15 protein-coding genes are annotated in these 14645 nt (G+C 66.4%); 8 read left to right on the top strand and 7 right to left on the bottom strand.

From position 1 onward, the window contains the following. The first annotated feature begins 541 nt into the window (after nucleotides 1–541). Entirely contained in the window at nucleotides 542–2461 is a 1920-nt protein-coding gene (locus tag OZ403_RS10790) for a UvrD-helicase domain-containing protein (RefSeq protein WP_268784127.1), read from the top strand. A 118-nt stretch (nucleotides 2462–2579) separates the two neighbouring features. Here OZ403_RS10790 and OZ403_RS10785 read toward each other — a convergent pair whose 3' ends face one another. Continuing rightward, nucleotides 2580–3110 carry an IS630 family transposase gene (locus tag OZ403_RS10785; protein WP_268784864.1) on the bottom strand — a complete coding sequence of 177 codons (531 nt, stop codon included), beginning with the start codon at nucleotides 3108–3110 and terminating at the stop codon, nucleotides 2580–2582. 83 nt (nucleotides 3111–3193) lie between these two features. After that, nucleotides 3194–4674, bottom strand: a protein-coding gene (locus OZ403_RS10780) for a transposase (RefSeq protein WP_237080324.1) whose coding sequence is annotated in 2 segments (ribosomal slippage) — nucleotides 3194–3825 and nucleotides 3825–4674 — 1482 coding nt in all. Because the reading frame shifts where the segments join, the coding sequence is not laid out codon by codon here. 864 nt (nucleotides 4675–5538) lie between these two features. Here OZ403_RS10780 and OZ403_RS10775 point away from each other — a divergent pair. From OZ403_RS10775 to OZ403_RS10750, 6 genes are all read left to right on the top strand, one after another. Beyond that, the gene (locus OZ403_RS10775; RefSeq protein ID WP_268784126.1) at nucleotides 5539–6525 is read left to right on the top strand and encodes an IS630 family transposase; all 987 of its coding nucleotides are present in this window, start codon (nucleotides 5539–5541) and stop codon (nucleotides 6523–6525) included. A gap of 371 nt (nucleotides 6526–6896) precedes the next feature. Next, the gene (locus OZ403_RS10770) at nucleotides 6897–7058 is read left to right on the top strand and encodes a hypothetical protein (RefSeq protein WP_268784125.1); all 162 of its coding nucleotides are present in this window, start codon (nucleotides 6897–6899) and stop codon (nucleotides 7056–7058) included. Nucleotides 7059–7188: 130 nt separating this feature from the next. Further along, a complete protein-coding gene (locus OZ403_RS10765) occupies nucleotides 7189–7761 on the top strand; it encodes a redoxin domain-containing protein (protein WP_268784124.1) in 573 nt (190 codons plus the stop codon). After that, a complete protein-coding gene (locus OZ403_RS10760) occupies nucleotides 7758–8360 on the top strand; it encodes a DsbA family protein (protein ID WP_268784123.1) in 603 nt (200 codons plus the stop codon). Before OZ403_RS10765 ends, OZ403_RS10760 begins: the two co-directional genes overlap by 4 nt. Nucleotides 8361–8525: 165 nt before the next feature. After that, nucleotides 8526–8711 carry a hypothetical protein gene (locus OZ403_RS10755; protein ID WP_268784122.1) on the top strand — a complete coding sequence of 62 codons (186 nt, stop codon included), beginning with the start codon at nucleotides 8526–8528 and terminating at the stop codon, nucleotides 8709–8711. A 151-nt stretch (nucleotides 8712–8862) separates the two neighbouring features. Then, nucleotides 8863–10059 carry a glutathione-independent formaldehyde dehydrogenase gene (locus OZ403_RS10750; RefSeq protein WP_268784121.1) on the top strand — a complete coding sequence of 399 codons (1197 nt, stop codon included), beginning with the start codon at nucleotides 8863–8865 and terminating at the stop codon, nucleotides 10057–10059. Here OZ403_RS10750 and tnpC read toward each other — a convergent pair. From tnpC to OZ403_RS10730, 4 genes are all read right to left on the bottom strand, one after another. Continuing rightward, the gene (tnpC, locus tag OZ403_RS10745; protein WP_268784120.1) at nucleotides 10036–11556 is read right to left on the bottom strand and encodes an IS66 family transposase; all 1521 of its coding nucleotides are present in this window, start codon (nucleotides 11554–11556) and stop codon (nucleotides 10036–10038) included. The two genes, OZ403_RS10750 and tnpC, sit on opposite strands and share 24 nt — an antisense overlap. Before the next feature lie 46 nt (nucleotides 11557–11602). Continuing rightward, nucleotides 11603–11968 (bottom strand): IS66 family insertion sequence element accessory protein TnpB, encoded by a 366-nt coding sequence (tnpB, locus tag OZ403_RS10740; RefSeq protein WP_140787624.1) that lies wholly within the window; start codon nucleotides 11966–11968, stop codon nucleotides 11603–11605. Between the two features lie 4 nt (nucleotides 11969–11972). After that, on the bottom strand, nucleotides 11973–12287 hold the full coding sequence (gene tnpA / locus OZ403_RS10735) for an IS66 family insertion sequence element accessory protein TnpA (RefSeq protein WP_140787622.1): 315 nt from the start codon (nucleotides 12285–12287) through the stop codon (nucleotides 11973–11975). A 518-nt stretch (nucleotides 12288–12805) separates the two neighbouring features. Beyond that, nucleotides 12806–13177, bottom strand: coding sequence for a transposase (locus OZ403_RS10730; RefSeq protein ID WP_268784863.1), 372 nt, complete (start codon nucleotides 13175–13177; stop codon nucleotides 12806–12808). On the opposite strand from OZ403_RS10730, the gene OZ403_RS10725 reads away from it, so the two are divergent. Beyond that, a complete protein-coding gene (locus OZ403_RS10725) occupies nucleotides 13113–13274 on the top strand; it encodes a hypothetical protein (RefSeq protein WP_268784942.1) in 162 nt (53 codons plus the stop codon). The genes OZ403_RS10730 and OZ403_RS10725 overlap by 65 nt on opposite strands. A 601-nt stretch (nucleotides 13275–13875) precedes the next feature. Here OZ403_RS10725 and OZ403_RS10720 read toward each other — a convergent pair. Further along, nucleotides 13876–14397: a hypothetical protein gene (locus tag OZ403_RS10720; protein ID WP_268784119.1), complete on the bottom strand. Its 522-nt coding sequence runs from the start codon at nucleotides 14395–14397 to the stop codon at nucleotides 13876–13878. Nucleotides 14398–14645: the final 248 nt, after the last annotated feature.

Raw genomic sequence — 14645 nt, 5'->3', positions numbered from 1 at the left:
AGGTGCTGTTTCAACTCCTCACGCGTCACGCCGCCGAGAGTGCCCGACGCACCAGGTGAGAGCGATTCTGGAGCGCCAGGGGTTGCCCACGGCGAGTGCGCACCTGGCCCCTGCGCGAGGGCCGCCCCAGAGCGCGTGGTGTTGAAGCTCAAGCCGCCACAGCCAGCCAAGAGCGCCAGGCCCCTGCCGCGCCCCGCCTGGGAAGGCGGCTGGGCTGGGCTGGCGTGTGTCTGCTGGCGATGAATGGCTTCTGCGCCGGCCCGAAGTGCGGCTCATGGGCTACCCGTCAGCGTCTCTCACCTCCCGCTCTGCTCCCGCGCGCTACGCCCAATAGGGCTTTTGTCCTTCCTATTCTCAATATCCGTCCCCGCTAGCGAGGATGCCTATGCACGAGGACTCGGCGCGGGGCTCTGTAAAAGAATGAAGGAGAGGAGGTCGGCCGTGTGAGTTCTACCTCCCCCGTTCTGTAACGATGCGGGTGCCCGCGGTGCTACCCTCCCCCGCCGCAAGATGGCAAACGGGACGGGAGTGACCGGTGGCAATGCTCTGGTACCAGTTGGCGATCGTGGTCACGTTGATCTTGGTTCGCCGCATCTCACCGAGGCACTTGCAAGGGGCCGCGCTGGTCTGGACGGCGTTGACGGTCATCAACCTGTTCTGGCCGCCGCTCATCGTCGTGCAGTTGCTCGTCATCTGGGGCGCCTACGGCGTTCTCAAGCGCCCCGACCCTCCGCCATCGCCGCCCAAACCAGCCGTCAAGCGCGAGCGCCAGATTATCGACCTCGGAGCTTCCGCCCCCCGCGTCCCCGGTGAGTCGACCCAGCGTCACGCCCAAGGACAGCTCGACAAGAGCCTCGGGAGGCCAGTCCCCCCCGCCGCCCCCTTACCCGCTCCGACTCCGCCGCCAACTGCAGCACCAGCGGTGCCTAATTCCCTATCGGGCAAGCAGCCGCCGCAGGCACCACCCTCGGGAACTCATGAGGGCACAAGATGGTCGGTTCAGCAGAATGCCATCTTCGATTTCTTTGCCAGGGGGGAGGGCAACGCGGTCGTTCGCGCGAGGGCGGGTACGGGCAAGACCACCACCATCCTGGAGGGCATCAGCCACGCTCCCGAGAAGGCCATCGTGCTTGCGGCGTTCAATAAGCGCATTGCGGACGAGTTGGTGACGAAGCTGAAGAACCCTGCCGCCACGGCGAAGACCCTGCATGGGCTCGGCTTCGCTGCGGTGAAGACGTACTGGAAGGGTACTGCGCTCGATAAGGACCGGGGGTTGGCTCTCGCCCGCCGGGCAGCCGTGGCCCAGAGCCCAGACCCGATGATGGTCAAGCTCATCCGGAAGCTCGCTGCGTATGGCAAAAACATCGCACCGTTCGGCTCCGTCGCCGACTTGGTCGAGTTGGCGATTCAGTTCGACGTCGAACCCGACGCGCAATGGCGCAAGAGCGGTTGGGACACCGAGAAGGTCGCCCGATGCGCCCATGAGGCCATGCGGCTTGCCACGCAGCGCGACGGCACCGTGGACTTCGACGACATGCTCTTCGTCCCCGTGGCGATGAAGATGGTCCACGCGAAGTACGACCTCGTGGTGATCGACGAGGCGCAGGACATGAACCTGACCCAGCTTTTGCTTGCCCAAAAGCTGGTCCGCAAGGGTGGGCGCACGGTGGTGGTGGGCGATGACCGACAGGCCATCTACGGCTTTCGTGGTGCCGACTCGAGGAGCCTTGACCGGCTCAAGAGCGAGTTGAACGCGGTCGAGTTTCCCCTAACGACGACCTACCGCTGTCCGAAGAACGTCGTGGCCCTCGCCCAGCAGCTTGTGCCCGATTACAGGGCCGCAGATACCGCCCCTGAGGGCATCGTTCGCAACATGTCGGAATCGAAGCTAGTGGAGGAGGCCACCCCTGGCTGCTTCATCCTCAGCCGCAAGAACGCGCCGCTCGTCTCGACGTGCATCAAGCTCCTCAAGCGGGGCAAGCGGGCGAAGGTGGAGGGGAAGGACGTCGGGGGTAGCCTCCTGACCATCGTTAAGAAGCTTGGTGGGACGACCATCGAGATCTTCCTCTCCAAGCTCGCCGCTTGGGAAGCCCGTGAGTCGAAACGCGCTCGCTTGACGGCGAAAGACCCAGAGCCGGTCATCGAGCGCATCGCAGACCAGGCCGGAATGCTCGTGGCCCTGTGCGAGGACCTCCTCACGACGAAGGAGCTGGAGGCCCGTATCGAGAACCTGTTCGACGATGCCGCCGAAGGCGCCCAACCTCTCATTGTTTGCAGTTCCGTTCACAAGGCCAAGGGGTTGGAGCGCGAGAGGGTGTTCCTCCTCAAGGACACGTTCAGCCGGTCCGGAACGGAAGAATGCAACATTGAATATGTTGCGATTACGCGCGCAAAGCAGGAGTTGATCTGGGTGGTCAACGAGGCTGCGAACCGTTCACTTGTGGGGCACATGAACCGATAGATGCCAGCCTCCACAGAGCGCCTGCCCTGATATGCATCCTGACGGGCGGCTCCAGAGTCCGGCCGCCTCCCCCCTACCCCCTGGACTTCCTCCCGTCGCGTTCTATCTAGCACGGTGATCACGGCGGTTGAGGAGAGTAGCCGCAGTAGGCGAACCAAGCGGCTGCATCCTGCGGCCGCACGGTCGAGAGCGCCTCGCGCATGGCCTGCAGGAGGGCCGCGTGGGTTCGCGCGCCGATGGCCCGCAGGCGCGTCTTCACCTTCAGCCAGCACGACTCAATGGGGTTGAGGTCAGGGCTGTAGGGCGGCAGGAAGAGGAGATGGGCCTTGCGGCTGCGAACGAGCGTTTCGACTGCGGGATGGTGATGGGCGCTGAGGTTGTCCAAGACAACGACGTCGCCGGGCTTGAGGACGGGAAGTAGCCCCTCTCGGACGTAGGTCTCGAAGCGTTCGCGATTGGTGGGCCCCTCGAAGGTCAGCACGGGCCCCACCCCCTGGAGCGTCAGGTCCCCAATCATCGTGAGGACCTGTCGACGCCCCATGGGCACGTAGCCACGTGCTCGACTCCCTCGGTGAGCACGTGCATAGCGGCGAGTCATCGTGAGGGTGGCGGCGGTCTCATCGATGAAGTGGAGATGCGAAGGCTTCAGCTCGGAGGTCTTATCCAGGTACCGCCTTCGCGCCTGGCGACTCTTCGCCAGCCGCCGCTCGGAGGCGAGGAGTGACTTTTTTTCTACGCCGGCAAAGCTCTCCTGAGCTCCCGCTCAATCGCTGCGAGGTAGGCGTTCGGATTGGCCCGGAATCGACGGCCCAAGACTCGCGCGTGTTGCCGTCTTCGAAGGGAGGCACGCAGATTCCTCCACGCAATGATGTCTTTGGGGGCCAGTTCCGCGCCGACAGTGGGGGCAAGTCGGGTCGCCACTGCGGCGACGACTCGCACCTGTCCGCGCACCACCAGGCCCTCACTTCCGCGGCGCCGGCCCGAGGCCCGGCGCTCGTGGTAGCGGCAACTGCCAAACAGGTGCTCCAAGTCATTGTCCGTGCGAGGCAGGCCGGGTACATCGTAGCAATGGAAGAGGCCGGGCCAATAGCGACGCGTTTCCAGGAGGAAATGCGCCAGCGCCGCGCGGTGGGGGGAGTGGGTGCGTCGCATGGCATGCGCCAGTGCGCCGACAAGGCCGGCCATGCGCCTTTTGACGTGACAGCCTTTCTGGCCGGAGGCATTGGTGAGGATTTCGGCGACACGCTCTACCCACCGGTAGGCCACCTTCAGTGGTGGCCATATCCTCGCCGTCTGCATCAGGCCGCGCCTCAATAGCAGGCGCAGTCGCTTCAGTTCTCTGGTGCGCGCCCCCCTTTTTCTGCCCGGCGGAGACTCGCTTCAATCGCTCGCAGTCGCCGGTGCAACTCCAAACCGGAGGGCTTCAGGGGCGGGCGCCTGTCGTCCGTCAAGGCGCTGCGCACCGCGGCGCAGTAGCCGCGGACGGCCTGTGCTTGGGCGTCCTGGCGCCCTTCGACGGCGCGCTCGATAACCCGCACTCCTCGCACATGACTCTTCAGCAACTTCTTGGCGTGCCGGTCCGCGTCGTAGAGGGGGCGGGCCGCCTCACGCAGGTAGTGGAAGTGGCAGAGTTGGTGAGGCACCCCAGGCAGCGCCGAGGCCACCGCGTTGCGGATGGAGCGCTGGCCATCCGAGACGACTCCGGCAATGGGCACCGCCAGCGCCGCTTTCACCTCCAGAAGCAGCGGGGCCAACTCCGCCTCACCACTGCCCAGCAAGCTACGGGCTGCCAGCACCTCGCCGGAGAGGCAGTCGCGCACCACCCACAACACCTCATGGCCCACCTCGGGCTGCAAGCCGTCCATGGCCAGCACCACCCGGCCCTGTTGACGTGTCACCTGCTGCAGTCGCCGGCTGTCTGTCATTCGCAGTGCCAGCAGCTCATCGTACCGGTCGAGTTGGTTGGTGACACTGCGCTCGGAAATGGAGACGCCCCGTGCGCGAAGGACTGCATGGATTTCCGGGACGCTGCGATGCTCGTGGTAGCGCAGTGCCCCAATCAGGGCGATGACGTCCAGGCCGAACTCATGGTCCGGCAGCGCCCACCGGCCCTCTTCTTCGGCACGCACGGGCTTCAAGTACAACGGGCAACCCTTCCGGTGGCACACTCGCACCTGCACCTTGAGGGCGACCACTGCCTCCAGCGTCACCACGTTCCGCCGTGCCCGGTAGTCCGCTGGGGCGGGCCCTCCGCACGCGGAGCACCGCCGTCGATGGTTCTCCAACCCCGCCTGCCTGCTCGCCGGTGGGTGGGCAGTCGTGCGTCCCATGGTGCCACCTCCCTATGGAAGCAACACCGAGGAGGGCAGGAGGTATTTGCCGGCGTAGTTTTTTTACGTGTGTAGCCCAGGCGCCGGAAGGCACGTCCCATGGTAGGGCGGCTCACCCGTACGCCTGTCGCCTTGGCGTAGGCATCCGCAATCTCCTGGGTCGTGCTGTCGGGGCAGGCGTCCAGCAGCCGCTTCACCTTGGCGAGTTGCGAATCCGGAATTCGGTAGTGGGGCCGCGGACCAGGACGCAACGGAGCGAGGGAGTGGGTGCGCTTCCAGCGGCCGACGAGCCGATCAACCGTCGCGCCCCCTACCCGAAACCGCTTGGCGAGTTCTTCCCACGTTTCCTCGTGTGCCAGATACGCCTCGAGGATGCGTTGCCTCAAGTCCATCGACAGTGGAGCGCCCATAGTCCCAATTTGAGGGCTCCGGAGCGCACTGCCTTGCTCCTGTGCTCCGGGACGCACCGATTCAGGGCTGCGCTGCTTGCTTCGCACGATCAACATCCACGAGCACCGTTGTAAACCACCGCTCGTGATTCTCGATCGCGGTTGGTGAGCGGGCGGGCGCGCGGGGCGACAGGAAGAGGCAGGGGCACATCCCGTTCGGCTCTGTGTGCGCAGAAGACCAGGAATCGGAAAGGCCCCGCCCAGGGACAAAGGTAGGCCCCGTCTTTCGCGGCTGCAGCGTCGCTCCCTCATCCGTTGGGGTGAAAGGAGCGGCTGCCCGCTCACCCTGCGGCGGTGCATGGCGGTGGTGGGAGTGTCGCGCGGCGAATCGTGCAGGCAGGTAGCGCGTGCTCTGGCGTGCGCCACCTCCACAGTCGTCTCTGCGGTCAATCGCTACCGGACAGGACGGCGTAAAGCCCTGGTGGACCGCAGAGCGGCCAATGGCGAGGTGAAGGTGGATGAGCGCTTCCTCGCCATTCTCTCGCGCGTGCTGGCGGGTACTCCCCGCGTGCTGGCGGGTACTCCCGAAGAGGTGGGCTGGTGCCGCCCGACGTGGACACGGGAGTTGCTCGCGTTGGAGATGGAGCGCCAGGGCCTGGCGCGGGTGTCGGTTGCCACCATGGGCCGTGCGCTAACCACCCTCGGTGCGAGCCTGAAGGCTGCCAAACCCGTGGTGGGCTGCCCTTGGCCGGGCTGGAAGCGGCGCCGGCGTCTCTTCGAGTTGCGGTGCCTGGAAGCATGGGCCCGGTCCGACGAGCCGGTCCTCTATGTGGACGAGGTGGACATCCATCTCAATCCAAAGGTGGGACGCGACTGGTGCTTGCCCGGCCAGCGCCGGGTGGTGCTCACGCCAGGCAACAACAAGAAGCGATACCTGGCCGGCGCCCTGGACTCGAAGACGGGCCGCCTCACCTGGGTGGATGGCAAGTCGAAGGCCAGCTCACTCTTCATCCAACTGCTTTGGCGCATCGCCGGTGAGTACCGCGGCGCCCCACGAATTCACCTCATCCTGGACAACGCCTCCATCCACAGCAGCCAGAAGACGAGAAAGGCGCTCGAGCAACTCGGTGGCCGGATTGTCCTCCACTTCCTGCCGCCTTACTGCCCGGACGCCAATCGCATTGAGCGCGTCTGGCTGGACCTCCACGCCAACGTCACTCGCAACCATCGCTGCCGCACCCTCCAGAAGCTCATGCGGCACGTCCATGCCTACCTGCACGCTCGCAACGCCCAGCGGCGTGCCAGTCCTATCCTCCGCAAGGTCCATCTGCGGCGCGCCGCCTGAGCGCGTGCGAGATTCATGATCGGGCGTTTAGCTTCGCCGACTCCCTTGCGGTGACACGCCGAAGGGGCAAATACGGGGCACATGTTCCAAGCGCCCGGGGCCGCTAGAACGGCTCCGGAACGCCCTGCAGGGGTGCACCACATAGTGCGCGCAGGTGGAGCAGAGCACGGTGAATCCTGTCAGCGAGCGTCCAGTCATCTCCCTCAAGAGGGGCGGAGCCGGGGTTGGAGGAGGAGAGCCCAGCCTTTGCCGCGACGGTGGAGGAGCCGAGGAAGGAGCGCACACCCCGTTTGGACTGAGCCGGGCTGCTGCGCAGGACGTTCGCCCTGGATGTGTTCGCGTGCTTGAGGTGTGGAGGCAGGCGGCGGGTCTTGGCTTACGTGCAGGGAGCAGTGAGCATCACCCGCTTCGGCATCGAGGGCCTGCCCACCGTTATCTCCCTCTCCAGCACCGGCGAGGTGCTCACCCAACCCCGCGTGACGGGCTTCCTTGCGCCCAAGGACTTCCTCGTCGAGAGGCGCAAGGTGAAGTGAGCCGCGCCTCCCTCGCCTCCGTGAGGCGGCCGTAGGGAGGGGGATCGCGCACCTCCTCCTCTCCTCATGGCGGAGGGGTGGGCGCTGGCCCCCCGCGTGGCCAACGTTGTGGCGAAAGGGGCTTCTCCCCATGGCCACACTTGCTCCTCCTCCTCCAGCTTCGGGCGTCCTTGCGCACGGTCTGCCAGCCGGTACGCGCGCACCCGAGCTGGACCTTCCATCCACCCCTGATGGGCGACGGGTCAAGCTCTCGGACCAGAAGGGCTCCCCTGCCGTCCTCGTCTTCTACCCGGGGGACTTCACCCCCGTCTGCACCAACGAGCTGGGGCTCTTCAACGAGCTGATGCCCGTGTTCGGCCAGTTCGGCGCGAAGGTGTTCGGCATCTCGTGCGACTCCCTCTGGAGCCACATCGCCTTCGCCAAGGAGCTCCACATCCAGATTCCGCTCCTCTCCGACTTCCATCCGAAGGGAGAGGTCTCGCGCCGCTACAACGTCTACCGGGAGGACGTCGGCATCTGCGAGCGGGCGCTCTACGTCATCGACGGCAAGGGCGTCATCTACTGGAGCTACGTCTCGCCCATCGAGCTCAACCCCGGCGCGGACGGCGTCATCGACGCGCTCGAGCGGCTGATCGGCAAGCCGATGGAGTTCCCCACCTTCCAGCCACAGCAGCAGCCACCTCAGCCGGAGGCCCGGACATGAGCAGACTTCGCAGAGGCGTGGACGCTAATGACTGGGCGAAGGGGCCGGCCGATGCCCCCGTCACCCTCCTGGAGTACGGCGACTTCGAGTGTCCCTTCTGTGGGCGCGCCTCCTGGGAGCTGAAGCGGCTCGAGAGCGCTGTCGGAGACCGGGTACGCTTCGTCTTCCGCCACTTCCCCCTCTCCCAGCTCCACCCGCACGCGCTGCTGGCCGCGGAGGCCGCGGAGGCCGCTGGCGCGCAGGGAAGGTTCTGGGAGATGCACGACATGCTCTTCCAGAACCAGCAGAACCTGGAGGCTCCCGCGCTGCTGACGTACGCGGCCGACCTGGGTCTCGACATGGGCCGCTTCACTCGCGACCTCCAGGAGCACCGCTCCCTGCCGAAGGTCCAGCGCGACTTCATCGAGGGCGTGCGCAGTGGCGTGAACGGCACCCCGACCTTCTTCATCAACGGGGAGCGCCACAACGGCGCCTACACGGCCGAGGCGCTGCTCGCCGCCATCGAGCAGCGGGTGGGGCCCGATATCGAGCCGATGACGGGGCTTCCCTGGGAAGGCGACCGCGTGCCGCGCATGGGCCGGCCCCAGTCGCGCATGTAGGACGCAGGGGCTCCCCGTGACGGTATCGCGACGAGAGTCCTCGGAGGCGAGCGCGAGCGTGAAGCGCGCGGACCAGCGGTACATGGGCCGCAGCTCCCGCCGCACGACGTCCAGTTCGTCGGCGCCCGGGGCAGCTACGTCCAGGGGGCGGACGGGCGCCGCTACGTGGACTTCATCACCGGCTGGTGCGTGGGCAACCTCGGCTGGGACGTGCGGGAAATCCGCGCGCGCCTGCGCCGCTTCGACGGCCCCGACTACGTCCACCCCTCCTACCTGTATGGGCCGTGGACGGAGCTGGCGCGCGAGCCCTTCCCGGAGGGGCCCCAGGAGGGCCCCGGTCCCCTGCACTAGTCCGCAGACAGCCGACGTCAGGGCAGGCCCTGCAGTGCTTCGGTCACCCTTCCGCCGCGCGGCCGGCTCCCTCGGTGGGGCGGGTTGTCCTGACGTGCGTTCCTGCCAAGGCTTGTCGAGGACTACTGCAACGCCATGCACAGGGGGCACCATGAAGGCACTCGTCTACGAGGGACCGCGCAAGGTCAGTGTGAAAGAAGTGCCGGACGCGAAGATTGAGCGGCCCACCGATGCGGTGGTGCGCATTCGCAGTACCAACATCTGCGGCTCCGACCTGCACATGTACGAAGGCCGCACCGACATGGAGTCGGGCCGGGTGCTCGGGCACGAGAACCTCGGAGAGGTGGTCGAGGTCGGCTCGGCGGTGGACAAGCTGAAGGTGGGCGACTGGGTGGCCGTTCCCTTCAACGTCAGCTGTGGCCACTGCGAGAACTGCGAGCACGGCCTGACCGCCTTCTGCCTCAACGCCAACCCGTCGGGGACGGCCGGCGCCGCCTACGGCTTCGCCGACATGGGGCCCTACAACGGAGGGCAGGCCGAGTACCTGCGCGTGCCCTGGGCCGACTTCAACTGCCTGCGGCTGCCGGAGGACGCCGAGGAGAAGCAGCTCGACTACGTGATGCTCGCCGACATCTTCCCTACCGGCTACCACGTCACCGAGCTCGCCGGGCTCATGCCGGGCGAATCCGTCGTCATCTTCGGTGGAGGGCCCGTGGGCCAGATGGCCGCGCTCTCCGCCACCATCAAGAGCGCGAGCAAGGTGATGGTCGTCGACTGGCATCCGGACCGGCTCGCTCTCTGCGAGAAGATTGGCGCCATCCCCATCGACTACTCGAAGGTGGACCCCGTCGAGCGGGTGAAGGAGCTTACCAACGGCAAGGGCGCCGACCGCGGCTGCGAGTGCGTGGGCTACCAGGCGCACGACCCGCAGGGGAGGGAGCACCCCAACCTGACGATGAACAACCTGGTGAAGGCGGTGAAGTTCACCGGCGGCATCGGCGTGGTGGGCGTCTTCATCCCCAATGACCCCGGCGGCCCGGACCCCTTGGCCAAGCAGGGTGAAATCGTCTTCGACTGGGGCATGCTCTGGTTCAAGGGGCAGCGCGTGGCGACCGGCCAGTGCAACGTGAAGGCCTACAACCGCCAGCTGCGCCAGCTCATCCACATGGACAAGGCGAAGCCCTCGTGGATCGTCTCGCACACGCTCTCGCTCGACAAGGCGCCGGACGGCTACCTGCACGTAACCGTCCGGCCAGTGATGTGGCGCGAGAGGTTGCAGGCGGACGAGGAGCGTGTTCGGCGGGCGCCGCGACGAGCGAGCTGTTCAGATGCAGAGCTGGAGAGGTGAGTTGGGCGGGTCGGCGATACGCCGTCGCTTCCACTCGTGGGGCAGCAGTTCGTCGATGCGGGAGTTGGGGTGCGTCTGAACGCGCAGCAGGACGTCCGCGAGGTATGCCTCGGGATTGACTTGGTTGGCCTCACAGGTGGCCACCAGCGCGTAGAGACCGGCCAGGTTCTCCCCCGCGGCCTCGTGGCCGACGAAGAGAAAATTCTTCCTCCCCAGGGCGGCCTTTCTCAGCGCCGCCTCCGCGCGGTTGTTGTCCAGGGGTAGGCGCTCATTCTCGACGAAGCGCGTGAGGGCCGCCCACTGCTTGAGGGCGTAGGAAATGGCCTGGCCCAGCGGACTCTTGGGTGGGTGCCGCGGCGTCTGTTCTTCAAGCCAGACGTGCAGTCGCGCGAGGACGGGGGCGCTGTGCAATTGGCGCAGAGCGCGGTGGGCGGCGGTGCGCACCACGTCCGCGCCTCTCGCCTGGGCCTCCACTCGGTAGAGTTCGAGGATGAGGTCCATGGCATGGCGCGCTTCGGGCGCGGTGGCCAGCGCGTCGAAGAATCGGCGGCGGCAATGCGCCCAGCAGCCGACGCGCACCCGGCCCTGGGGCAGCGTCACCGCGTTGTAGCCGGTGTATGCGTCCACCACGAGCGCACCCGAGGTACCTCCCAGGACTTCCTTGGGCGTCCTGCTCGCCCGGCCCATGCTGAAGCGGTAACCAATGAGCCACTCACCGGCTTCGTTCTGGGTGAGGAAAGTCCAGAGGTAACCCAGCCGCGTCTTCTTCACGTCCAGCACGCGCAGAGGCGTCTCGTCCGCCCACACCACGTCCGCGGCTGCAATGCATTGCAGCAGGTGCTGCGACAGCGGCAGCAGCACCGAGGCGGCTTGGTGGAAGAGGTCCGTCAGCGTGCTGCGACTCATGGGGACGCCACTGCGCTCAACACGTTGGGCCAGCCGGTGCAGCGGCATGGCGTCGGCACACTTCGACGTCACCACATGCGCGATGAAGCCCGGGCCGTACTCGCCCCTGTCCACTACTCTGGCCGGAGGCGGGGCGGTGACGACGCCCCGGCCGCACGCGCACGCCAGCACTTCCTGCACGTGCACTTGCTTCTCGAAGCGCGCCGGCACGTACTCGTACAGCACCGAAGCGCGGCCCTTGCCCAGTGGCTTCATGTCCTCGCCGCCACACGCAGGGCAGCGGCGCCCCTCGGTTGGCACCGCGTGGCGAATCTCCCGTGCGGGTGCCTCCTCCTCCTTCCGGGAGGCTCTCTCCCGGCGCTTCTGCTTCGCGGCCTCGGCCCGGGCCGCCGTCGAGTCCGCGTCCCCTCGCAGCTCGGCAGCCACTGTCGGCAACTTCTCCGCCCTGCGGCCGAAGACGTGACGCTGCAGGGCCGCCAACTGCCCCTTGAGTGCGTCCACCTCCCCGCCGATACGGCTCACCTCGGCCTTGAGTTCCTCCGCCTCCTCGCGCCAGGGGCAGAAGTGGTCTTGAGGGAGCTCTCGAGGCACCCAGCTTCAACATGCCTCCGCCACGCTGCGTCCCGGGCCCGGCGCGTCAGGTGCCCGTGCGCCCGGGAGGCGTCCAGGCAGGCTGGCGCCTCACCTGCGCCACGTCAATGCCGTCCAGCAGCATCGCCAACTGCGTGGCGTCCAGGTGCACCACCTGCGCGCCCGCGTCCACCGGTGGTAGGCGGAAGCGGCCCGTCTCCAGCCGCTTGTACAGCAGCACGAAGCCGCCTCGACTCCACGTCAGCACCTTGACTCTGTCGCCCCTGCGCGAGACGAAGGCGAAGAGGTGCCCCGAGTAGACGTCCTCGCCCCATGCGCTGCGCACCAGTGCCATCAGGCCGTCAATCGACTTACGCATGTCCACCGGCTCTGTCGCCAGCACCACGCGCACCGAGGCTGGAAGGGCAAACACTGCCTCACCGCCCCAGCGCGGCGACGAGCCGGGCCACGTAGTCGACGTCGGTGCCCTCCTCGAAGCGCACCCGCGCTCCGCTCGCCGTTACCACCTCCAGCATCGACTCCGTCGCCGTGGGCCTCGTCGCGACCTCCACCGGCAGCAGGCGCACTACCTCTGCCTGACTGCCGTGCTGGCGTCGGCGCCGGTACACCCACGACTGCAACGTGCTGAGCCGCACGCCTCGCTGCGAGGAGAACGCTTTTTGCGTCAGTCCGCTCGCCTCGAAGGCTTCGGCGACCCGGAACCACTCCTGCTTCTCCACCGGCTTTGACATTCCCACCAGGGTCCTCGGCGCCGACTCCTCACTCAACGCCTCTCAGCACGTCCTTGGCCGGACGGATACAGCGCGACAGCGGCTGGACCAAGGTCGTCCTGCAGCCGGCCGCATGAGCCGGCGCGAAAGCGGAGAAAGGGAGGAGGCCGCTTGATGGGCCCCCAGGGCCTCGCGATCTGCCAGAGGGGCCGCACCTCCTGCTGTGTGCGCCAGGTGGGGCCGGAGGTGCAGACGTGAGGCAGCGGCAGGCACGCTGCGGAGCGCTGCACGCCCCGAGGTTCGAGTGGGCAGCGATTCGGGACCTCATGGTGCGGACGCGTTGCGGTCCCTAGCTTTACGTTCAACCGGGATTCGGGGCGCCACCGATGTGACGGCCCTGAAGGGGGACTCTGCGCCATGGCCAACCTTTGTCAGCTCTGCCAGCAACGCCCCGCGACTACGCGGGTGACGCGGGTGACGCGGGCAATCTGAGAGTCCCCGCTTCCGTGGCTCTCCCGCACTTCGTGTGGACCGTAGGCTCAGACGGTGAGCAGCACGCGACGACGCAGCAGGTCGAAGCTGGCGCGGCCATACATCTGACGCTTGAGGAGCTTGAGCTTCGTGATTTGGTCCTCGGCCTGGGCGTTACTCCAGGGAGACGTCAGCGCGGCCCGGACGGCATCGCCGTCCTGTTCGAGTCCCTTCGCAAAAGTTTCCATTGCGCGCACACGGCACGTGCGAGCCTTACCCAGCCACGTTTCAAAGGGCCTACAAGACTTCGTTGGCTCCGCTCTACGTGCGATGCGCCGTGAGCGCACGAGTTCACAGAATTGCCGAGTCAATGCGATGACACGCGCGGCTTCCTCGTCCTGCTCGATGCGCGCCAACGTCGCGGCCTCCGTGGAGGCCAGCTCGGAGGGCCGCTTCACGCACAGCCACGCCAATTGCTTCGGCGAGGCGAGCGCGTCGGGGGGCGTGCCCGGCGACCACCCATTGCCGCCGGGGTAGTTGCGTGCGCCGAAGCGAGGCGGAACGGCCCGTCGCGTTTGGAGCCAATGGTGAACCTGACGTGAGGTGCCACGAAAGCCCTGGGCGCGAATCTCCCCCCAGAGTTCACATGCGTTCTCACACCCCGCTGGGCGTCACCCGCTCCACGCGACAGCCAGGAAGGGAGTGCAGCGTTTCCATTCCCAGGGTGTATTCGCCCTGCTGGCCGTCTGCCGCATCTGCCCATTGCTTCGAGGGACACCACATGAAGTGCGGGAGAGCCACCGAAGCGGGTGACGCTCACACTGACCATGTCCGATTTGACGAGGGCAGTTCCACACAGCAACTCCCGTGCGGCCTGTGCTCGCGACTGGCCACCAGCAACCTTGGCCACCGTCAGGCGCCGTCGCAGGGTGAGCGGGCAGCCAGTCCTCTCACCTCAGCGAATCAGCCGCCTGCAGTCACGACTGCGCAGGCGCAATTGTTCACCTCCCTGAGGCAGGACTCGCTTCTTCTTCTGATTCTTGCGCACACAAGGCCGAACAGAGCGGGTTCCTGCCGCTTCCCCACTCGTCCTGTGCCTGCCTACCCTCCGGGCCGATCGGAAATCACGCCTCGTCGTTTAGATGGTGTGGACGCCAAACGCGCGGAGCTTTCGCGGCAGATGGTCGTCGAGGTTGCGGATTTCATCGTCCGTAAGCTCAATTAGGCTAAAGCCGTTCTTCTTGTACAACTCCAGCTTCACCCGCTTGCGCTCGGCGTACTTGGGATTGGCCTCCATTCCCCAGTACTCGATGTAGACCTTGCCGGCGGGAATCCAGAAGTCAGAATAGACCTCCTCTTCGATAGGAAGCCGCCGCTCGTACGCGTGCACAATGGAGGCTTGGTAGAGCCAATTGTCGATCAATGCCTCCGCCTTCGAGCGGACGCGATGACCGTCCTGTGCGCGGTGCGGGGCCTCAAACTTCTCCCGGAACCCGATGGGCGCATCCCCTGAGGCCGTGAGCGGTGCTGCCAGCATGGCCGGAGGAACGAATGGCCGCGCGGCAGGTTCGAATGGGGAATCCAGCAGGCTTTCCCCAAACAACTCCTGCATCGCGGACTTGAGGGCCTTGTGCTCGAGAACGGAGGGTGGCCAGGACACGTACGGGACACCAGTTTGGAAATGCTCCTTCTGAACCGCCCCCAGCCGAAGTCCCTGACGGGTCGCACTCCACCCTTTGGGCTCCTTCGAGACCCATCCAAGCTCAGCGAGTACAAGATTCACGCGTTGTGCGGAGACGCCGAACGCCTCCCCGAGCTGCGTTGCAGACAGCAATGCACCTGAAGCCTTACCTGGCGTCTCTTGGAGGGGCACTGCCTCAGGTCGCCGGCTTCCCTTGTAGCAAGTGT

The organism is Myxococcus sp. NMCA1 (assembly GCF_026810205.1).
Classification (GTDB): domain Bacteria; phylum Myxococcota; class Myxococcia; order Myxococcales; family Myxococcaceae; genus Myxococcus; species Myxococcus xanthus_A.
This window is presented reverse-complemented; position numbering and strand designations above follow the sequence as displayed.